The 20,896-nt window shown below is 60.7% G+C and carries 20 protein-coding genes and 2 riboswitches; of the genes, 8 read left to right on the forward strand and 12 right to left on the reverse strand.

Features of this window, described 5'->3' with window-relative positions; genetic code table 11:
- Positions 1–169: 169 nt before the first annotated feature.
- From AN476_RS08140 to AN476_RS08155, 4 genes are read right to left on the reverse strand one after another with little or no spacing between them, the layout of a single operon-like run.
- Complete coding sequence (locus AN476_RS08140) at positions 170–1,141, reverse strand: iron ABC transporter permease (protein WP_253279862.1); 972 nt, start codon at positions 1,139–1,141, stop codon at positions 170–172.
- Between the two features lie 43 nt (positions 1,142–1,184).
- On the reverse strand, positions 1,185–2,132 hold the full coding sequence (locus AN476_RS08145) for an ABC transporter substrate-binding protein (RefSeq protein WP_054460580.1): 948 nt from the start codon (positions 2,130–2,132) through the stop codon (positions 1,185–1,187).
- The gene (locus AN476_RS08150; RefSeq protein WP_054460582.1) at positions 2,129–2,935 is read right to left on the reverse strand and encodes an ABC transporter ATP-binding protein; all 807 of its coding nucleotides are present in this window, start codon (positions 2,933–2,935) and stop codon (positions 2,129–2,131) included. Before AN476_RS08150 ends, AN476_RS08145 begins: the two co-directional genes overlap by 4 nt.
- Positions 2,932–3,288 carry a DUF1636 family protein gene (locus AN476_RS08155; RefSeq protein WP_054460584.1) on the reverse strand — a complete coding sequence of 119 codons (357 nt, stop codon included), beginning with the start codon at positions 3,286–3,288 and terminating at the stop codon, positions 2,932–2,934. The genes AN476_RS08150 and AN476_RS08155 overlap by 4 nt, the downstream gene beginning before the upstream one ends.
- 101 nt (positions 3,289–3,389) lie before the next feature.
- Positions 3,390–3,604: riboswitch (cobalamin riboswitch) on the reverse strand.
- Between the two features lie 372 nt (positions 3,605–3,976).
- Here AN476_RS08155 and rsgA point away from each other — a divergent pair.
- Positions 3,977–5,068, forward strand: coding sequence for a ribosome small subunit-dependent GTPase A (gene rsgA, locus AN476_RS08160; protein WP_371257333.1), 1,092 nt, complete (start codon positions 3,977–3,979; stop codon positions 5,066–5,068).
- Between the two features lie 92 nt (positions 5,069–5,160).
- On the opposite strand, the gene AN476_RS08165 is transcribed toward rsgA, so the two are convergent.
- The 8 genes from AN476_RS08165 to bioB form a co-directional block, all read right to left on the reverse strand.
- Positions 5,161–5,676, reverse strand: coding sequence for a DUF2478 domain-containing protein (locus tag AN476_RS08165; RefSeq protein ID WP_054460588.1), 516 nt, complete (start codon positions 5,674–5,676; stop codon positions 5,161–5,163).
- Between the two features lie 112 nt (positions 5,677–5,788).
- Complete coding sequence (locus tag AN476_RS08170; protein ID WP_054460590.1) at positions 5,789–7,840, reverse strand: proline/glycine betaine ABC transporter permease; 2,052 nt, start codon at positions 7,838–7,840, stop codon at positions 5,789–5,791.
- Positions 7,837–8,892 carry a glycine betaine/L-proline ABC transporter ATP-binding protein gene (locus AN476_RS08175; protein ID WP_054460770.1) on the reverse strand — a complete coding sequence of 352 codons (1,056 nt, stop codon included), beginning with the start codon at positions 8,890–8,892 and terminating at the stop codon, positions 7,837–7,839. The genes AN476_RS08170 and AN476_RS08175 overlap by 4 nt, the downstream gene beginning before the upstream one ends.
- A gap of 5 nt (positions 8,893–8,897) precedes the next feature.
- On the reverse strand, positions 8,898–9,857 hold the full coding sequence (locus AN476_RS08180) for an ABC transporter substrate-binding protein (protein ID WP_054460592.1): 960 nt from the start codon (positions 9,855–9,857) through the stop codon (positions 8,898–8,900).
- A 400-nt stretch (positions 9,858–10,257) separates the two neighbouring features.
- Positions 10,258–11,556 carry an adenosylmethionine--8-amino-7-oxononanoate transaminase gene (gene bioA / locus AN476_RS08185; protein ID WP_054460594.1) on the reverse strand — a complete coding sequence of 433 codons (1,299 nt, stop codon included), beginning with the start codon at positions 11,554–11,556 and terminating at the stop codon, positions 10,258–10,260.
- On the reverse strand, positions 11,556–12,179 hold the full coding sequence (gene bioD / locus AN476_RS08190) for a dethiobiotin synthase (RefSeq protein ID WP_054460596.1): 624 nt from the start codon (positions 12,177–12,179) through the stop codon (positions 11,556–11,558). The genes bioA and bioD overlap by 1 nt, the downstream gene beginning before the upstream one ends.
- A complete protein-coding gene (locus tag AN476_RS08195; protein ID WP_054460598.1) occupies positions 12,176–13,345 on the reverse strand; it encodes an 8-amino-7-oxononanoate synthase in 1,170 nt (389 codons plus the stop codon). Before AN476_RS08195 ends, bioD begins: the two co-directional genes overlap by 4 nt.
- Entirely contained in the window at positions 13,342–14,382 is a 1,041-nt protein-coding gene (gene bioB, locus AN476_RS08200; RefSeq protein WP_054460600.1) for a biotin synthase BioB, read from the reverse strand. Before bioB ends, AN476_RS08195 begins: the two co-directional genes overlap by 4 nt.
- Positions 14,383–14,587: 205 nt before the next feature.
- Positions 14,588–14,714, forward strand: a riboswitch (TPP riboswitch).
- A 119-nt stretch (positions 14,715–14,833) separates the two neighbouring features.
- Here bioB and thiC point away from each other — a divergent pair.
- Genes thiC through AN476_RS08235 form a run of 7 tightly spaced genes read left to right on the forward strand, consistent with a single transcriptional unit; the run spans position 14,834 to position 20,873 of the window.
- Positions 14,834–16,660 carry a phosphomethylpyrimidine synthase ThiC gene (gene thiC, locus AN476_RS08205; protein WP_054460602.1) on the forward strand — a complete coding sequence of 609 codons (1,827 nt, stop codon included), beginning with the start codon at positions 14,834–14,836 and terminating at the stop codon, positions 16,658–16,660.
- Positions 16,657–17,610 (forward strand): FAD-dependent oxidoreductase, encoded by a 954-nt coding sequence (locus tag AN476_RS08210; protein WP_054460604.1) that lies wholly within the window; start codon positions 16,657–16,659, stop codon positions 17,608–17,610. The genes thiC and AN476_RS08210 overlap by 4 nt, the downstream gene beginning before the upstream one ends.
- Positions 17,607–17,804 carry a sulfur carrier protein ThiS gene (gene thiS / locus AN476_RS08215; RefSeq protein ID WP_054460606.1) on the forward strand — a complete coding sequence of 66 codons (198 nt, stop codon included), beginning with the start codon at positions 17,607–17,609 and terminating at the stop codon, positions 17,802–17,804. Before AN476_RS08210 ends, thiS begins: the two co-directional genes overlap by 4 nt.
- Before the next feature lie 3 nt (positions 17,805–17,807).
- Positions 17,808–18,575, forward strand: coding sequence for a thiazole synthase (locus AN476_RS08220; RefSeq protein ID WP_054460607.1), 768 nt, complete (start codon positions 17,808–17,810; stop codon positions 18,573–18,575).
- Positions 18,575–19,165 (forward strand): thiamine phosphate synthase, encoded by a 591-nt coding sequence (locus AN476_RS08225; protein ID WP_054460772.1) that lies wholly within the window; start codon positions 18,575–18,577, stop codon positions 19,163–19,165. Before AN476_RS08220 ends, AN476_RS08225 begins: the two co-directional genes overlap by 1 nt.
- Positions 19,165–20,139, forward strand: a complete 975-nt coding sequence (locus AN476_RS08230) for a HesA/MoeB/ThiF family protein (protein WP_172684808.1) — start codon at positions 19,165–19,167, stop codon at positions 20,137–20,139. The genes AN476_RS08225 and AN476_RS08230 overlap by 1 nt, the downstream gene beginning before the upstream one ends.
- Positions 20,136–20,873, forward strand: a complete 738-nt coding sequence (locus AN476_RS08235) for a hydroxymethylpyrimidine/phosphomethylpyrimidine kinase (RefSeq protein ID WP_054460611.1) — start codon at positions 20,136–20,138, stop codon at positions 20,871–20,873. The genes AN476_RS08230 and AN476_RS08235 overlap by 4 nt, the downstream gene beginning before the upstream one ends.
- The last annotated feature ends 23 nt before the right edge of the window (positions 20,874–20,896 follow it).

Here is a 20,896-nt window from a genome sequence, read left to right on the forward strand (position 1 = left end):
CCAGTCACAGCAAAAGCGCCTCCCCCTTCCCGGCCTGGGGCCGCGCCAAGAGATCGCCATCCGTTTTGGGCAGATGCCGCACAGATGGCCCCTTCACAAACCCTGACCTGTCACTCAAATCTGGTGTGTTTCGGCTACCACGTGGGGGGCTGCAGCAGCGATCGTTGCCTCATCTGCCGTCCCGTTTGGAGCCCAAGAGCAAAAGGAAAACAAACGCTGATCCAACAGAGGTTGTGACGATGCCCACAGGGAGTTCTTGTGGGGCAAGCAGGAGCCGCGAAGCGATATCAGACGCGGAGAGCAGAACCGCGCCAATGAGTGCGGCCATAGGCAAAAGATTTTGATGCATTGGACCAGCGAGCCCACGGGCCACATGTGGCACCATGAGGCCAACAAAACCGATGACCCCGGCAACGGACACAAAAGCCGCCGTGGCCAAGGCGCTGATCAGGAACATTCGGGTCCGCAGCCGACCAACTGGCACGCCAAGGCTAGCGGCGGTGACATCTCCGGTCAGGAGAGCGTCCAGCCAGCGGCTGCGCCAAATGGAATAGGCTGCGATCAAAGCCAGTCCTGCGGCAACCAGCGGCAGGGTTTCCCATCGGGCCAGGCCAAGCCCGCCCAGCATCCAGAAAATCACCGAATGCGCTGCACGGTTGTCTCCTGAAAAAATCAAATAATTGGTTATGGCGACAAAAAGAAAGGACACGGCCAGCCCGGCCAGGATGAGCTTTTCCGGGGCGCTGCTTTGCAAGGCCCGCACCAGCAGCAAAACAATTCCAGAGGCGACAAGACCACCGCAAAAGGCCGCAAGAGGCAGTGTCCATACCCCCAGAATGTCCCCGGTGACAGTGATGACCAGCACCGCTCCGGCTGCCGCGCCGGAGGATAGGCCAAACAGAAAGGGATCTGCCAAGTCATTGCGGGTTGTGGTTTGCAGCACCACGCCGACCAGCCCCAAGCCAGCGCCAATCAAAGCCGCGAACAGCGCACGTGGCAGGCGCAGATCAAAGATGATCCGATGCATCGGCTCCGGTTCGAAATCACCGCCCCCCAGCCCCGAGGCAATGGCGACAAAGACCTCTGACACTGGCACATTGGTGGCCCCATAAAGGACCGATAGCAAAAGAAGGGCGACCAAAACGGTCGCCCCTAGTACCAGCGATAGGCCAAAGCGGCCCATATCAGTTGAGGCCCGGATGCATGGCCTTGGCCATCTTCTCGATGGCGGCAATATTGGCCGGTCCAGGTGTCAGCTCCTCGTAACGCAGCCCGACCCAGCGTGCGTTCTTGACCGCATCGACATGGGCCATGACCGGGTGTTCCTGCAGGAACCTAAAGGTCTCTTCAGCCCCATTCCCGTTTTGGTAATCCAACAGCACCAGGAATTCCGGATTGGCCGCAGCCACTGCCTCCCAGGACGTCCGCCCCCAGCTGGTGTCCAGATCATGGGTCACGCTGGCACCGCCAGCCGCCGCAATCATCGCGTCTGGGATGGCGAATTTGCCCGCAGTAAAGGGCGCATCCGCGGGACCATCCAACAGAAACACACCTGGCTTGGGCAGTTCAGCGGTCTTGGCTTCGATCGCTGCCAGTTGCTGTCGCCAGTCTGCAACCAATGCCTCCGCTTTGGTCTCCACCTGCATGACCTTGCCGAGGCGCAGAACGTCATCAAACAACAAATCCATGCTGGCTTTGGGGCGGTCCTTGTCCAGATGAACGCAGCTTTCGGTCAGGACCATGGTTTTGATGCCAAAGGGCGCAAGCGTATCTGGCGTAACATCCCCGCCCGGCTTCATTCCATAGTACCAACCGGCAAAGAACAAATCCGCGGAGGCCGAAATCAGGTTCTCGACTGTGGGATACTTGGGGGCAAGTTCAGGCACATCGCCGCGCGCTATGTCAAAATCCGGGCTGGTCTTGTACCATCCGGTAATCCCAGTGACGCCGACCATCTTGTCCTGCAGGCCAAGGGCAAAAGCCATCTCCGACATATTGATGTCATGCACCACCAACCGCTGGGGCGTCCTGTCAAAAACCAACGGTGTGCCGCAGTTGTCGACTGTTACCTCATAGGCGGCAGCACCACTAGCGACCCCCATGAGAAGAGCTGCGGACCATAGCGTTTTCATTGCGCGTTCTCCTTCAAATCTTGAAAATTGGTTTTGCGGATATCAAGCGCCGGGATCATCCGGCCCTCGTGCGGCAGGCGCAGATAGCTAACCCCAAAGGTCGCCTGAACATTTTCAGGGGTAAGCACCTCTGAGGCGGCGCCGAAGGCGACAAGCTGCGTCGATTTCATCAAGGCCGCATGGGTGGCAAACTCCGGAATCATCACCAGGTCATGCACGACCATGACAACGGTGATGCCCAGTGAAGCAACCAGGGAGAGCATGCGCCCTTTTGCGTCCGGATCCAGATGATTGGTGGGCTCATCCAGGAACAGGAGCTGAGGCTCCTGCGCCAGAGCCCGCGCAATATGCGCCCGTTGGCGCTCGCCCCCGGACAGCTGTGCCATGGGTTTAAGGGCCAGTTTTGAAAGCCCGGTGAGATCCAGAAGGGATTGAACAGCCTGAGCATTTTGAGGTGCCGAACGGCGCGCCGCGATTGGCAATTGCCCAAGAGCAACATAGTCCTGAAGCCGCAGCCGCCCATCAGGGGCGCTCTGCTGGCTGACGAGAGCGATCAGTGCTGCCCGCTCATGTGCTTTCATTCTGCCTAGGCTGGCGCCGCCGATAATCACCTCGCCAAGCGCCAAGGGTTCACTTCCTGAGAGCAGGTTCAAAAGGGTGGACTTGCCCGCCCCATTGGGCCCGGCAATTGCAAGGATCGCGCCCCGCTCTAGATCAAAGGACACGCCCGAGACGAGCGCATCTCCGTTGAGGGCAAAATACTCCAGATCACGCACACTGAGAAAAGCGGAAGACCCTGTCATTGTTTGCCCTCCAGTCGAGAGGCCGCAAGCCGTGCCAGGATCTTAGCGTACAACCTCTCAGGCCGTTCAGACGCTTTGCTCCAGCCAGTTTCACTCGCAAGGAATGGCTGCGCAAAAACCGCTATCGGCTTGATATCAGCCTCGGCTTCGATCTCGCCAAAGAGATACTGTGCCTTGCCAGGTCCCTGCAGCCCCACAGAAATGGGCCGCTCACAGCCCGCCATACAGGCGACGGCGCGCAGCGCAAACCGCTTGGAAACACGTTCAGCCAGCGCTGCGCGCAACTTGTTCGCCGCATCGACGCCCTTGCAGGCGGTGCAAATCAGAATGGAATGATCACTGGTCTCGGTCATGTCTCGCCTCGCAGCAAAGCGCGCGAAGTGAGAAGGTACCGGTCCCGTGAACACAGTTGTTTTGTGCCATCTAAGCCTCCTTCAGGACTCCCCGTCCTGGGTTGGGTGAACTACTGGATGGCAGGTCTCCTGACTCGCGGGTCGAGGCCTTGCTGCGCCTTCCCACCCCGAGGGGCAGTGGCCTGTTGCAGCAATGCTCTCCGCTCACAGTTGCGGGGGCAGTCACGGATTTGGCGCCTGTTGGCTACACCACACCGTATTCCCTTTTCATTTTCCCAAAGTGTCTTCGGGAAAAACCATCGAGGCTTTGTATGATCCGATCTTTTGCTCTGTCAATGACTATGGAACGTAGCGGGACAGGGTCAGGTCGAATGGACTCGACCGGGGATCCCCGTGCCGCAGCCAAGTTTTTAACTTTATCGATCTAGAACAACACCTTACGTACCACAGGCGGCGCCATGCAATCGACACAGATTGCGATCTTGGTGCCCGAACAATTGACAAAACACAGCCCGACCCCTACATCCGGTGACAGATATGGAGATTTTATGACCCAGTAATGTGGGGAGGCAGAGCGTCCTCCCGGTGCAAAACAGACTAGACCCAAACGCCCATTAAGTTGGGCGATCAGTGTTTTGCATTCTTCTCTCAGACACATTTTGCCCAGAGCCATCTCTGCGGCCGGATCATGAAAGATCACCCAATGACACGGGACTACTCCCAATTTCTGCCCTCTTCGCAGGGGCTAAAACCTGCGAATCCCCTGCTCTCGCCACTGGCGCGCCTTGGCTGGCAAAACTATTTCGCTCAGCATTGCGATGTTGATGAGCTGCGCAAGACACCACCAGTGCGGGTTGTCGAAGTGCACCGCAACGGGCTGCATGTACTGGGCGACCAGATCGACAGGCTGATTCCACCTGGACCCGACGCAACAGTGGGCGACTGGCTGTTGCTGGAAAGAGATCACCCGCATCGCAGCCGGGTTCTGCCACGTAAGAGCCTGTTTCAAAGGCGCGCGCCGGGGCGTGATCGCCGACGCCAGCTTATTGCGGCCAACGTCGATACCGCCTTTATCGTCAGCTCCTGCAACCCGGATTTCAACCTCGCCCGGCTGGAGCGCTACGTGGCGCTGGCCTTTGAGGCCGATGTCACCCCGGTGATTGTCCTGACCAAAGCGGATCTCTGCACGGATCCCAGCCCCTATCTGGCTGCCGCCACTACGATTTCAGATCGGGTGACCGCACTCGCCCTGAACGCCCTGGGCGCGGCCCCACGGGACAGGCTCGGCGATTGGTGCAAGCCGGGACAAACCCTGGCCTTTCTGGGGTCCTCTGGGGTGGGGAAATCCACTCTGACCAATGGCTTGATCGGTGAGACCAGCATCGCCACCTCGGGTATTCGCGAGGATGACGCCAAGGGGCGCCATACCACCACCCGACGGCAGCTGCATATGCTACCAAATGGCTGCGCGGTTCTGGATACCCCCGGCATGCGCGAGCTGCAATTGACTGATGTTGAAAGCGGCATTGCCGATCTGTTTGAGGATATTTCCAGCCTCGCCAAACAATGTCGCTTCTCAGATTGCCAGCATGACAGCGAGCCGGGTTGCGCCGTTCAGGCCGCTAGATCCCAAGGCGACATCCCCTCGGACCGCCTGTCACGTTGGCGCAAACTGCTTGCAGAAGAACGGTTTAACTCTGCTACTCTGGCGCAGCGCAGGGCGGATGACAAAGCCCTGCAAAAACGTATTCGCGCGTTTCAAAAGCACAAGAACCGCTAGTATCGACACGGATGCCCCCAGAGCTCAATACCACCAATGAGCTCTGGGATCCCATTTGTCAGACCTGCACAAAGCGCCAGCGAAGGAGGGGTTCACCCCTCAGCAAGGGCCTGTTCGACCCAGGCAACCAGCCCATTGAGATCACTTGCCCCCTGCACGGCCATGCCGTCGGAAAAGGCTTTGAAAGGCTCGACATTCATGCGGTTGACGCCAGAGACAACGACCATGCCCTGGGCCAGGGCCTCGCCGATGACTGGGCGCATGCCGCGCCCATCCGCTTCGTGCTTGCCAAATTTGTTGACGATCAGCACCTGCGGGCGCGGCGTAGCGTTCAGGCTGCTGGTCACCTGCCCCACAGCCTGCTCCAGCGCCTCGGGGTTCAACCGGCAGCCGCGGGCACCTGCGCCTAGGGATTGCGAAATGCGAATGGTCTCCCCCGCGGGCAGCACCCGCACATCCATATCGCAAAGCGTATCATCGCTGCATTCGGTATTGGTTTGCACAATGCCCGCCAGGGCAATGCCTTTGGCATGCAGCGCCTCTGCCAGGCTGCTGAGCAGCCGATCGGTGCCGCCACGGGTTTCGGTCATGACATAGGCCAGATGCATCACTTGCCCTCTCAACAGTGGTTTTCAGTTGCGGCCCAATTGCTACCCGCAATTCTGCCCCGGCACCAGAGCGGTCTTCCTGCGCCCCAGATCGAGGGCGCAAGCCAGAGATTTACAGGCCAAGCGCGCGTTTGCGTTCTTCCGCAAAGCCCTGGACGATGCGATCCGCAATCAGCGCCAGGATCGCCATGGCCGCCCCTGCTGAAATACCCAGGCCCACATCCGCTTGCCCCAGCGCCAGATAGATCGACTGGCCCAGACCGGTGGTGCCGATCAGCGCCGCAATCACCAGCATAGCAAAGGCATAGAGAATGGTCTGATTGAGCCCCAGCAGAATAGTCGGTGCCGCATAGGGCGCGCGCACATCCCGCATCATCTGCCAACGGGTCGCCCCCGAGGCAGTAGCGGCTTCGATCATCTCATCCGGGGTCGAGATCAGCCCCTGCCGCGTGTAGCGGATCATCGGCACCACCGCATAGGCAATGATCGCCAAGAAGGCCGAGAATTCGCCAATCTGAAACACCATCAGCACCGGGATCAGAAAGACAAACAGCGGAATGGTCTGCAGCATGTCGCAGATCGGCCGCACCAGACGCCAGGCCATGGGTGAAACCGCGCTGAGCAAGCCGATGCCGCCGCCCAGAACCGCGCAGGCAAAGACCGCCGCGCCGGACAGATAAAGCGAGAGAAGCGCGCGCTCCCACAGGCCCGAAACCAGAATAGTGACCAGCAGAACCAGCGACAACATCGCAAGACGAGGACCACCAGCAACCCAGGACAGGGCCGCCGCGCCAACCAGCACAAAGGGCCAGGGCAATTGCGACACGCCGGTTTCCAGAATACCCGCCGCAACCAGCACCACCAGACCCAGAGTCAGCTGCCCGCGCAGGGCCAAAGCCACGGCCGCCACGGCTGCGGCAGCAAAGACCCAGAGGCTCATCGCCGGGGTCCACTGAAAACCCCAGGTAAAGGGCAGGATCGCCTGATCCAGACCGATGCGCAGCGGCAGCAGCACATAGAACATGACACCATTCTTGAAGCTGTTCAGCGCCTCGGCATTGCTGCGGGTGAAATCAGTGAGCCAGCTGTCCAGCCCATCCGCCACCGGGGTCAGCATCTGATAGCTGCCGGGATCCCCAATGCGGCTCCAGAACAGCAGGCTGACCAGTGCCCCCAGCGCCAGAATGGCCAGCGAGACCCGCCCATCCCAGAGCTGACGACGCTCCTGCGCCAAAGTCGCGCTCATCCGGTCGATCAGGATGGCAAAGATCACGATCACTGCACCGGCCAGCATGGCAGGACCAAACTGGGCCTTGCGCATAGTCAAGAGCACTTCCCAACCGATGTCATTGAAACCGCCAATGACGGCAGCAATGATTACCATCGACAGGGCCGCCATCAGGCATTGATTGACCCCCACCATGATCTGCACCTTGGCGGCCGGGATCTCGACCTGAAACAGCTGTTGAAAGCGGGTGCCACCGGCCATGACAGCGGCCTCTTTCACTTCGGGTTCGACCCGTTGCAGCCCCAAAAGCACATTGCGTGCCATGGGCGGCGCCGCATAGATCGCCGAGGCAATTAGACCAACAACCGGACCAAAGCCAAAGAGCACCAAGAGTGGTGTCAGATAGGCAAAGGTTGGCACCGTTTGCATTACATCCAAAAGCGCCTGGACGGGTCCCCGCAGGCGGGGAAACTCATTGGCCAGAATGCCAATTCCAGCCCCAACCACCAGGGCCAGAGGCACCGAGACCGCCACCAGTGCCAGGGTATTCATCCCCTGCGGCCAATAGCCAGAGGCCAAAACCAGCCCCAACCCGATTGCAGCCATCGCGGCCATCTTGATCCCGCCCAGACGCCAGCCCAGCGCCACAGTCGCCGCAATCAGCAGGGGCCAAGGCACCGAGGCCAGCACAGAGTTCATCGCCTCCATCGGATAGGCCATCAGGGTCGAAAACAGCCGCGCGGCGGGTTTCAGAAAGGTCAGTCCGCTCTTGACGCCAGCCCCCACGGCTTCAGTTGCAGGCAGCACCCAATCCTTGGGAAAGGTGGTGAGCCAGGGCAACAGCCCTTCGAGCAGCAAACAGACCGCGCCAACAATGACAGCCCCCAGGGCCGCGAGGCTGCCCTTGCTCAGACTTGCTAGACCGGTGCGACTCATTGTTCGGTTTCCACCTGCAGGGCCGCCGCCAGATCCGACGGGTTGATGACCCCAACCAGTTTGCCAGCCGCACAGCGCACCGGCACTGGTTCATAGAGATCCATACAGCGCGCCAGCGCCGCATCCAGTGTCATGTCGCGCCGCAGCCCGGGATCATCAGCGCCGTAGTGGTGGTGTTCGGGATCCTGCATCACCGAAGCCACCTTGGCATGGCGCCCCTTGGCCACGTCTTTGGAGAACTCGCGCACGTAGTCATCCACCGGATTGAGCACGATATCCGCCGGGGTGCCGATCTGCACGATTTTGCCATCGCGCATGATGGCAATACGATCCGCCAGCTTCAGCGCCTCGTTGATGTCATGAGTGATAAAAACGATCGTGGTTTTCAGCTTGGCCTGAATATCCAGGAATTCATCCTGCAACTGGCGACGGATCAGCGGATCCAACGCCGAAAAGGGCTCATCCAGGAACCAGACGGAACAATCCGCAACCAGGGAACGGGCAATGCCAACCCGCTGGCGCTGCCCACCTGATAGTTCGCGTGGGAAGCGATCTTCGCGCCCGCCCAGGTCAACCAGATCAATCACCTCTTTCGCCTTGGCCAGGCGGGCCTTTTTCTTCACACCCTGCACCTTGAGCGGATAGGCGACATTCTCGGCCACGGTCATATGAGGAAACAGGCCAAAGTGCTGAAACACCATGCCCAGGGTCTTGCGGCGCAGCTCGATCAGGCGGGCCTTGCTGGCAGAGACGATGTCCTCGCCCTCAATGCGGATTTCTCCGTTTGAGGCAGGCAGCAGCTGCGAAATACAACGGATCAGCGTCGATTTGCCCGAGCCGGAAAGCCCCATGATGACAAAGAGCTCGCCTTCCTTGACGTCAAAATTGGCATCCTGCACCGCAGGCACGAGCCCCTGAGCGCGCAGGGCCGCAGAGACCTCATCTGCTGATGCATGTTGCGACAGCGCCTGTTTCAAGGCGCTGTCTGCATTCTCGCCAAAGACTTGCCAGACGTTCTGGCAAGAAATGGCGGGTGTATCGGAACCGCTCACGGCACTCACTTGGTGGCAGCGTCAACAACCGGGCGCCAGCTGTCCTCATTGGCCGCCATCCAGGCTGCAACAACCTCTTCGACCTTGCCGCCATCTACATCGACCGCGCCCATCATTGGCTGCTGCGCTTCTACTGCCAGTGTATAGTTGGACAGGATTTCAAAAGCCGCAGGCCATGTTTCCGCAGTACCGGACCAGGCCGCCTTGAAGATGCGCGAAGGTGCAAAGTCACAGTCGTTTACGGCATTGGGGTTTGGACCCCAGGCTGGATCATTGAAGCAGGCCTCTTCGCCGACGGGCAGGTCAACAAACTGCACATCATAGGCAGACATCGCCCAATGGGGCTGCCAGAAGGTGATCAGCAGCGGTGTTTTACGCTCGGTCGAGGCGCGCAGCTCGGCAATCAAAGCGCCCTCGGACCCCGCAGGAACCGCTTTGAAGGGCAGCTCCAGCCCGGTCATCCGGTCCGCACCGGGGGTGCCCCAATCCGCAGGATAGTCAACCAAGCGGCCAGAGGGCAGGGTTTCAGCCGTGGCAAAAAGCGGCGCACAGGCCTTCAGCGCTTCCCAGGCAGGCAGACCGGGGCAAAGTTCAGCCACATGGGCGGGATATGCGATGCCTTCCTTGGCTGCCAACTCCAGATCGCCCAGTTCAACAACGGTGCCTTCGGCAACCTTGTTGGCATATTCATCGGAAACGTTTGAAGACCAGATTTCCAGCGTCGCGTGGATCTCACCATCGGCAATCGCCTGGAACTGGTTCATCATGCCGGCGGTGACATATTCCACCTTATAACCGGCGGCCTTCAGCATCTCACCGGCGATATGGGTGGTCACGTGCTGCCCGGTCCACTCGTTGACCGCCAGCTTGATCGGCTGATCTACAGCCCCCATCTCTGCCGCCTGGGCGGTTCCCGCTACCAGTGACGCCGCGCCCAGAAGGCATGCAAATGTTGTCTTTTTCATTGTTGATTTCCCTGTATTTATGCCCAACCGACCGCTGGATCAGCTGGGTGAATTTTTGAGGAGCCTCACGGCTCATAGGACCCAATGGGCGCAGAGGGTCGGCACCCTCTTGTCATGAGACGAGGTCAGACCCTGGCAATATCTCTGAGTGTGGCCGGGTATGCCACAAGTTTTTGAACGCTTTGCGACTCATTTTCAAGTAATTGCGGCATTTTCCGGCAGACTTCTTGATCCTTTGTTCAATTTGCTAAATGGAAAACCAACAAATGAATCTCCCACGGCGGCCGCCAGGGCTGTCCCCATTACAGGGAAAACCTCGTCTCACCTCTACCAGCCCCCCCCGATCACAGACGCGAAACCGGCTATGATCAGGGCGTGATGTCATCAGCAGCTTCGACGCTTATAGCGCGCCTGCCAGATGCAGCATTCCGGCGGTAATCTCGCTTAACTGCTCAGGGGACGTCACAAAGGGCGGCATTGTGTAGATATTCTTGCCAAAGGGGCGCAGAAAGACGCCCATCTCATGCGCCAGAGCATGCGCGGCATCTGCCGACACCACATGGTTCATCTCGATGACGCCAATCGCGCCCAAAACCCGGACATCGCGCACATTTGGCAAGGCCCGCGCAGGCTCCAATTCCTGAACCAGCTGGGCAGAGATCTCTGCCACCCGTGCACGCCAGTCTTGCGCTGTCAGCAGATCCAGCGCCGCCTTGGCCGCCGCGCAGGCCAGTGGATTGGCCATATAGGTGGGCCCATGCATAAAGATCCCCGGGGAGCCGTGGCCAATGCCCAGCGCAACGCGATCATTGGTCATGGTGCAGGCAAAGGAGATATGCCCGCCCGTCAGCCCCTTGCCAAGGCAGATGATATCCGGCTCGACAGAGCAAAAATCAGTGGCAAACAGCTCGCCTGTGCGACCAAAGCCGGTGGCGATTTCGTCAAAGATCAACAGGATGCCCAGCTCATCACAGAGCGCGCGCGCCTGGTTAAGGTATTCGGGATGGTAGAAATACATGCCGCCAGTGCCCTGCACCACGGGTTCAAGGATAAAGCCGGCGATCTTATCGGCATTGGCCTCCAGCACAGCACGCAGTTCGCCCAACCCATTGTGATCTGGATCGTCCGTCCAGGGCGCTGCCATGGGGATTGGCGGACGCGAAACAAAATGCTGCACACTCAGCGCGCCCTGAAACAGGTGGTGCATGCCGGTGTCCGGGTCGCAGACGCTCATCGCCTTCCAGGTGTCGCCGTGATAGCCCGAGCGTGTGGTGGCAAACTGACTGCGCCCGGCAAATCCTTTGGCATGCTGGTACTGCACCGCCATCTTCATCGCCACCTCAACCGAGACCGAGCCGGAATCGCAATAGAAGATCCGCGTCAGGCTTTGGGGGGTGATCTCCAGCAGCTTGCGCCCCAGGTCGATGGCCGGATCATGGGTCAACCCGCCGAACATCACATGTGGCAGGCGTTCCAGCTGATCATGGATGGCGCTTGTGATGGCTGGGTTGCGATGCCCATGCATCATGCACCACCAAGAAGACATGGCGTCAATCAGCCGGGTGCCATCCTCCAGGGTGATATGCACCCCTTCGCTCTCTTTCACCACAAAGGTGGGACCGGGTTTGGCGACATTGGTATAGGGATGCCAGAGGTGCTGCTGGTCAAACTCCAGCTGACTGAGATCCGATGCACTCATCACAGCGCCTCCCTTATCAGGTCCAGATTGATGTTCTGCGCAAAAACCTCTGCGAGGACCTCGTTGTTCAAAGTGTCCATCATCGGCAACCGCCCCAGATGCGGCACCTTGCCAAACTGCCGGATGGTTTCCTCGACATCTGGCTCAGCATCGCCAATGAAGGCCACCCCCACCGCATCACAGCCCGCATCGCGCAGCGCCTTAAGCGACAAAAGCGTGTGATTGATGGTGCCCAGTTGCGTGCGCGCGCACAGGATCACCGGGGCGCCCCAACGGGCAAAGAGATCAAGGTAAAGCGTTTCTCGATTCAGCGGCACCATCAGCCCGCCTGCCCCTTCGACCACCAAAGGCCCGTCCACCTGCGGCAGCCTGAGCCTATCGGGGTCAATCACCATCCCTTCGGCCTCGGCCGATAGATGTGGCGAGGCGGGCATTTGCAGCAGATAGCCCTCAGACAACGGTGTAACACCGGAAAGCCGCGCCACGATCTGGCTGTCGGTTTCCTCTTCCAGGCCCGATTGAACCGGTTTCCAGTAGCTGGCTGCGAGCGCCTGCACCAGACCGGCAGAAAAGATGGTTTTACCGATGCCGGTATCGGTCCCAGTCACCACCAGGGCATTCATGCAACCTGATCCAGCGCATAGGGTTGCAGGTTTGACTGCGCCAGCTCGGCCGCCAGAGTCTCAAACAGCTCGGTGATTACGGGTTTTGTCAGGGTGCCGGTCAGCGAAATCCGCAACCGTGAGGTGCCCTTGGGCACCGTGGGCGGGCGAATGCCGCGCACGTCAAAGCCCTGCGCCTGTATCCGTTCAGCCAAGGCCATGGTCGGCTTGTCCTCACCAATCACCACCGGCAGGATCTGGCTCTGATAGCCGCTGATCCCACACAGCCGGGTGGCCTCGCTATGGGCATGGGTAATCAGATCCCAGGCGCGCGCGCGTCGCCCGGCGTTCTCGGCCAGATCGCGCAGCGCCACCCGTACCAGGGCCGCATTCAGCGGCGAAGGTGCCGTGGCAAAGATAAAGCCGCGGCCGCGATTGACCAGGAATTCGATCAGTACCTGCGCCCCGCAGATCAGCGCACCAGACACGCCGAGGCCCTTGCCACAGGTATGCAGTGTCAGCACCCAGGGGTTCTGCGCATAGTCATGCGCCAGACCCCGGCCCAGATCCCCAAACAATCCGGAGGCATGGGCCTCATCCACCACCAGAACCGCCGCCTCGCGCTTCGCCAGCGCTGCAAACTCCGGCAAGGGCGCCAATGTGCCCTCCATTGAGTAGACAGATTCCACCGCGATCCAGATCTGACCGCTGCCACCTTCGGCGCGCCAGCTGGCAATCTGCGCCGCCGCATCTGCGGGGCTGTTGTGAATGAAGCTGCGGCTTTCGCCCCGGCCCAGACGCATACCATCATGAGTGCTGGCATGGATCAGCGCATCATAGAGCACCAGATCGCCCCGCTGCGGCAGGGTCGAGAAGATTGCCTGATTGGCATTAAAGCCGCCGCCCATAAACAGCGCCGCCTCGGTGCCAAAAAACGCCGCCGCCTCGGCTTCCAGCGCGATATGCTCCTCCGCATTGCCGCGCAGCAGACGCGAACCGCCTGCGCCCACAGGCACGCCGCGCTCCAGCGCCTCCAGCGCCGCTGTTTTCAGGGTCTGGCTTTGTGCCAGCCCCAGATAATCATTGGAAGAAAAGTCATGCCCCGCGCGCGGGATCAACTGGCGGAACCGCCCCTGCTCGCGCAGATCCTCCAGCCCGGCGCTGTGGCCTGGGAAAACCGCGCTCATGCCGAGGCCCCCTCGCGGGTTTCGGCGGAGCTGCCCGGACAGATCTCAGCCTGCGCCTCATCGTGGCTGCCATCCGAGCCAACGCCCATGGCGGTGATGCCCAGCTTGTCGAACAGGATCTGATCCTTGTCTTCCTCAGGGTTATCCGCCGTCAACAATGTGTCACCAACAAAGATCGAATTGGCGCCGGCAAAGAAACACATGGCCTGCAGCTCATCCGACATATCGGTGCGCCCGGCCGAAAGCCGCACGTGGGATTTGGGCATCAGGATCCGCGCCAGCGCGATGGTGCGGACAAACTCAATCGGGTCCAGCTTGGCCACATCGGCCAGCGGCGTGTCGGCCATCGGGATCAACATGTTCACCGGCACCGAATCCGGGTGTTCCTCTAGGGTGGCCAGCGCCAGCATCATGTCGATGCGGTCCATCTGCTGCTCCCCCATGCCAACGATGCCACCGGCGCAGACCTTCATGCCCGCCTCGCGCACCCGATTCAGGGTGTCGATCCGATCCGCAAAGGTACGGGTGGTGATGATCTCGGAATAATACCGTTCAGAGGTGTCGATATTGTGGTTGTAATAGTCCAGACCCGCGTCGCGCAGCCGGAAGACCTGGTTGTCATCCAGCATGCCCAGAGTCATGCAGGTCTCCATGCCGAGATCCTTGACGCCTTCGATCATCGCCTCCAGCGCCGCCATGTCGCGGTCCTTGGGCGAGCGCCAAGCCGCCCCCATGCAATAGCGCGTGGCACCGCCCGCCTTGGCCTTGCGCGCCTCGGCAATCACCCGCTCCACTTCGATCAATTTGGAGGCCGAGAGCTTGGCGCCGTTGCGTGCAGACTGAGAGCAATAGGCGCAATCCTCGGCGCAGCCACCGGTTTTGATGCTCAACAGCTTGGAGCGCTGCACCTGATTGGGATCATAGTGCTGACGGTGCACTGACTGCGCCTGAAACAGCAGATCCATGAAGGGCCTGTTATAAATCTCTTCGGCTTCGGCGCGGGTCCAGTCGTTTCGAATAGGGGCAGCGTCCAGCATGGGCTCTCCTGAGGGGTCACAGTGTTGAGGTCGAGGGCGCTAAGCCCGGCTGTCATTTTTATAGATAATTTAACCGCAAGCACCAAGGCTTTATGTTGCGACGCGGCAATAATGATCAACTTTCTATTTAACTAATTATTTTATATTACTATTTTTTATCTATTAAAAAACATGTTGACGCTCACCCCACCCCTCCCCTAGGTCTTAGCCTACGCAGGGGAGTCCCACCGAGGGGACTGAGAGGCTGACAGGACAGAGCAATCTGACCGGCGACGCGACCCTTAGAACCTGACCCAGTTGACACTGGCGTAGGAAGCTAGGACGCATTGCTTGCGGGACTGTACTCCCCCTTGCCTGCGCACCGAACCGGGAGGGCCGTACATCCTCCCCGCGCCTCCCAGCCAAGCCTCATCTGGTGACTTTTTTGAGTATTGGCTCGAGGAGCACCACAATGAACAAAGCCAGCCCCGCCCCGACCCCGGCGGTCACCACAGGCGCCCTGCCCGCCTCGCAAAAGATCTATGTCCCCGGCGAATTGCACCCCGATATCCGGGTGCCCATGCGCGAGATTTCGACCCATCCTACGGCAGGCGAAGCGCCGCTGACGGTCTATGACAGCTCTGGTCCCTATACCGATCCCGGCCATACCACCGACATCCGTCAGGGCCTACCTGCACTGCGCGCAGACTGGATCCGCGCCCGTGGCGATGTCGAGGCATATGAGGGCCGCGAGATCACCGAGGCCGACAATGGCTTTGTCAAAGGCGATCGCCTCACCCCCGAATTCCCGGTAAAGCCTGCGCCATTGCGAGCCAAAGGCGATGCCGCCCCAACCCAACTGGCCTATGCCCGGGCCGGCATCATCACGCCGGAAATGGAATTTGTCGCCATCCGCGAGAACCAGTTGCGCGAGCTGTCCCCCTGTCACCGCGACGGCCATGATTGGGGCGCTAATATCCCCGACTATGTGACCCCGGAATTTGTCCGCTCAGAAATCGCTGCAGGCCGCGCCATCATCCCGGCAAATATCAACCATCCAGAAATCGAACCGATGATCATCGGCCGCAATTTTCTGGTCAAGATCAACGCCAATATGGGCACCTCCGCCGTGAGCTCCTCGATGGAGGAAGAAGTCGACAAGCTGGTCTGGTCGATCCGCTGGGGCGCGGACACGGTGATGGATCTGTCCACAGGGCGTAACATCCATAACACGCGCGAATGGATCGTGCGCAACTCGCCCGTGCCCATCGGCACCGTTCCGATGTATCAGGCGCTGGAAAAGGTGAATGGCATCGCCGAAGATCTGACCTGGGAGGTGTTCCGCGACACGCTGATTGAACAAGCCGAACAGGGCGTTGACTACTTCACCATCCATGCCGGTGTGCGCCTGCACATGGTGCCGATGACGGTGGAACGTGTGACCGGGATCGTGTCGCGTGGCGGGTCGATCATGGCGAAATGGTGCCTGCATCACCACAAAGAGAGCTTTCTCTACGAGCATTTTGAGGAAATCTGCGACATCTGCCGCAAATATGACGTCTCCTTCTCGCTCGGCGATGGGTTGCGCCCCGGTTCGATTGCCGACGCCAATGACGCGGCACAGTTCGCCGAGCTGGAGACCCTGGGCGAGCTGACAAAGATCGCCTGGGCCAAGGACTGCCAGGTGATGATCGAGGGCCCCGGCCATGTGGCCATGCACAAGATCAAGGAGAACATGGACAAGCAGCTGGAGTGCTGCCACGAGGCACCTTTCTATACGCTTGGCCCCCTCACCACCGATATTGCACCGGGCTATGACCACATCACCAGCGGCATTGGCGCGGCGATGATCGGCTGGTTCGGTTGTGCCATGCTCTGCTACGTGACCCCCAAGGAACACCTCGGCCTGCCGGACCGCGATGACGTCAAGGTTGGCGTGATCACCTATAAGATCGCCGCCCATGCCGCCGATCTGGCCAAGGGGCTGCCAGGAGCACAGCGGCGCGACGATGCGTTGTCCCGTGCCCGGTTTGAATTCCGCTGGGAGGACCAGTTCAACCTCTCGCTGGATCCGGATACCGCGCGGGACTACCACGACCAGACCCTGCCCAAAGAGGCCCATAAGGTGGCGCATTTCTGCTCTATGTGTGGGCCCAAGTTTTGCTCAATGCGGATCAGCCATGACATTCGCGCCGAAGCGCAGAAAGAGGGCATGGAGGCCATGGCCGCCAAGTTCCGCGAAGGGGGCGAGCTCTATGTGCCAGCCCCGGGCGACAAGGCTATGGACCCGGAGACATGATCACCATCGCGGGGGCGGGGCTTGCGGGCCTCGCTACCGCATATGAGCTGTTGCAGCGCGGCGCCAAGGTGCGGATCTTTGAACAGGGTCCGGGCCCGGGCAAGGCCAGTGTGGCGCGTTTTGCCGGCGGCATGCTGGCGCCTTGGTGCGAGTATGAGAGTGCCGAGGAAGAGGTTGTCACCCTCGGCAGCCGCGCCTTCGAGTGGTGGGCCAAGATCACTCCGGTGCATCGGCGCGGCACGCTGGTCATGGCACCTGCCCGCGACCGGGCCGAGCTCACCCGCTTTGCCAAACGCACCCATGGCTATCGGGCCGTGAGTGCTGAAGAGATAGCGGCGCTTGAACCGGGTCTGGAGGGGCGTTTCACCCAGGGGCTGTTTTTTGCAGGCGAAGCCCATCTGGATCCCCGCCGCGCCCTATCGGATCTCAGTCGGGTCGTCACCGATCTGGGCGCGGAGATCGTCTATAACACCCCCGCCCCGAACCGGGTTGATCTGAATTGCACCGGCATCAAGGCCGCTGTGCCAGGCCTGCGCCCGGTCCGTGGCGAGATGGCCATACTGCATTGCCCCGAGGTTGAGATCAGCCGCACCCTGCGCCTGCTGCACCCGCGCATGCCGCTCTATCTGGTGCCACGGGGCGACGGCCATTTCATGATCGGTGGCACCATGATCGAAAGCGCCTCGACGCGCGCACCCAGCCTGCGCTCTTTAAGCGAGCTGATGAGTGCTGCCTTTGCCCTGCATCCGGGTTTTGGCGAAGCCGAGGTGGTCGAGCTGGGGGCCGGTCTACGCCCGGCCTTTGCAGACAATCTGCCCCAGCTGGTCGAACAGGAGGGGGTGCTGCATCTCAACGGGCTCTACCGGCATGGATTTTTGCTGGCCCCGGCCATGGCCCAACGCGCGGCCAGGTACTTGCTGCCCGAAATCGCATTAGAAGAGGCACTATGAAAATCACACTCAATGCAGAAACCCGCGAGATCCAGGCAACCACTTTGGACGCGGCCATGCGCGAGCTGGGCCTGACCAGCCAGGCCCTGGCAACTGCGCTGAATGGCGCCTTTGTTTCGCGCGCGAAACGCGCCGCCACACCGCTGAACGAGGGCGACCGGATCGAAGTGCTTGCCCCGATGCAGGGAGGATGAGGAATGGAAATCTATGGCACCAAACTGAACTCGCGGCTGTTTCTGGGCACCGCGCAATACCCCTCTCCCAAGGTGCTCTGTGCGGCCATCGCCGCCAGCTCATCCGAGGTGATCACCGTCTCGCTGCGCCGTGAGACCTCGGAGGGAACCGGCACCGGCTTTTGGCAGATGCTGCAGGAGACTGGCGCGCGTATCCTGCCCAATACAGCGGGCTGCCACACCGTTCAGGAGGCCGTGACCACAGCACAGATGGCGCGCGAGATCTTTGACACCGATTGGATCAAGCTCGAAGTGATCGGCCATGCCGACAGCCTGCAGCCCGATGTTTTTGGCCTGGTTGAAGCGGCGCGCATTCTCAGTGAAGATGGCTTCAAGGTCTTTCCCTATACCACCGAAGATCTGATTGTTGGCGAGCGCCTGTTGCAGGCGGGCTGTGATGTGTTGATGCCCTGGGGGGCGCCCATCGGATCCGGTCAGGGCCTGCGCAACCCGGATGGGCTGCAGGCCATGCGGGCGCATTTCCCCGACACGCCCCTGATTGTGGATGCCGGCATTGGCCGTCCCTCGGATGCCACTCAGGCAATGGAACTCGGCATGGATGCAGTGCTGCTCAACACGGCAGTGGCCAAAGCGGGCGACCCGGTCAAGATGGCCAGCGCCATGGCCCAGGCGGTGACAGCCGGGCAGATGGGCTATCAGGCCGACCCGATGCCGCGGCGCGATATGGCCGTGCCCTCGACCCCTGTACTTGGCCTTGCGGAGTTTGCATGATGCAGCGTTTTTACCTGATCACCGGCCATGTGGGCCGTCTCGAACTCCTGGTCCCACAGGGGGCCAAGCTGGTGCAGCTGCGCATCAAGGACGCACCCGAAGCGGAAATACGCCGCCAGATCGCCCGCGCCCGCGACTTCTGCGCCGTCCATAATGCCCAGCTGGTCATCAATGACTATTGGCAGCTGGCGCTGGATCTCAACTGTAACTTCGTCCACTTGGGGCAAGAGGATATGGAGACGGCAGATTTTGCGGCTCTGCGCCGCGCTGGTATCCGCTATGGATTGTCGACCCATGACGAGACCGAGCTGGAGCGAGCCCTCTCGCAGGATCCGGCCTATGTGGCGCTGGGTCCGGTCTATCCCACCGTATTGAAGAAAATGATATGGGCACCGCAGGGGCTGGAACGGGTCACCCGCTGGAAACAGATCGCAGGCCAGACCCCGCTGGTCGCCATAGGCGGGCTCACTCCCGATCGCCTGCCCGGTGTCTTTGCCGCTGGCGCAGATAGCGCGGCGGTGGTGACGGACATTCAGCTGGCCCAAGATCCGGAAGCGCGCTGCCGCCAATGGGCCGAGGCCTGCGCCTGATGTCCCGCTATGCCCGCCAGATGATCCTGCCCGAAGTCGGCGCTGAGGGTCAGGCGCGCCTGGCCGGCGCCCATGTTCTGGTCATTGGCGCCGGCGGGCTGGGCGGACCGGTGTTGCAATATCTGGCTGCGGCTGGCATTGGCACTCTAACCCTGCTGGACCCCGACCATGTGGAAGAAAGCAACCTGCACCGCCAGGTTCTGTTCTCAATGGCGGATATCGGCCAGCCCAAAGCCGCAGCCGCACGGCGACATTTGCAGGCCGCCCGCCCCGACCTAAACCTGCACAGCCATATCGAAGCCCTCGACGCAGAAAACGTGACGCGGTATCTGTGCTCGGCAGATCTGGTAGTGGATGCGGCAGATAGTTTTGCCACCTCCTATATCCTGTCTGATGCCTGCCTGGCGGCAGAAAAACCGCTGATCTCGGCCTCAGTGCTGGCACAGCGCGGGTACGTCGGCGGCTTTTGCAGCACGGCCCCCTCCCTGCGCGCCCTGTTTCCAGAGCTGCCCGAGACCGCCGCCAGCTGCGCCAGTGCCGGAGTGATGGGACCCGTGGTTGGGATGATCGGCGCTTTGCAGGCGCAGATGGCGCTGAAGACGCTGTTGCGGCATGCGCCCTCGCCCTTGGGAGGGGTGATGCAGATCGATATGGCAGAACTCACCCAAAGCAGTTTCCGCTTTGATGGGGCGCCGGAACCGGAAACCAAGGAGATTTTGAGGTTCACCAGTCCCGGCCTTGTGCCAAAGGAAGCACAGGTGATTGATCTGCGCCCAAAGGCAGAAGCCCCGCTCCTGGCCATGGCTCAGGCGCGGCGCCTCTTACCCGCAGAGCTGCCGTGGGCAGATCTCTGCCCCAGACAAAAAACCGTTTTATGTTGCCGCTCTGGCCTGCGGGCCTGGCGCGCGGCCCGGGCCTTGCAAGCGCAGGGGTTTGACCAGATCGAAATTCTGGCTATGGGCGATCCGGCATGAGCCGCATTCTGGTGATCGCCGGCACTGACAGCAGCGGAGGCGCAGGCCTCAGCCGGGACATCGCCATGGCCACCAGCCTGAAATGTTCGGTGGCCCCCGTGGTGACCGCTGTAACGGTGCAAACCAATCAAGCGCTGCGTGCCATACACCCCATCCCCCCGGAGGTGATTTCGGCCCAGATCACAGCAGCCTTTGACCCCGGCGGACAGATCCCTAGGGCAATCAAGATTGGCATGATTGGCACGGCTGAAGCCGCAACATGCCTGGCCGACAGTCTCCCTGCCGGGGTCCCCATCGTGCTAGATCCTGTGCTCAAAAGCTCCTCGGGGGGCGAGCTGATGTCGACACAATCGCTGGCACCACTGCTGTCGCGCGTAACGCTCCTGACCCCGAACCTGGAAGAATGCGCCCGGCTCAGCGAAAGTGCGCCCGCCCTCGGGGTAACACCTGATCTGGATGGGATGAGACATCAAGCTGACCAAATTCTGGCCCGCGGCGTTGCGGCGGTTTTGATCAAGGGAGGCCATGCTCAAGGTGCACAAAGCACTGATCATCTGTTTACCGCCCAGACCCATCACGCCTTTTCAGCGCCACGTCTTCCCCATGGCAAACGTGGCACCGGCTGCAGCCTGGCTACAGCTCTTGCCTGTGCTCTGGCGCAGGGAGCAAATTTGACAGAGGCCTGCCACAGCGCAAAGGCAAGCCTCCAGACATGGCTGGCGCAGGTGGCGTGAAGCAGCAGGGAGACCCCGCCGGC

The sequence above is a fragment of the Phaeobacter sp. 11ANDIMAR09 genome, from assembly GCF_001294455.1.
GTDB lineage: Bacteria > Pseudomonadota > Alphaproteobacteria > Rhodobacterales > Rhodobacteraceae > Pseudophaeobacter.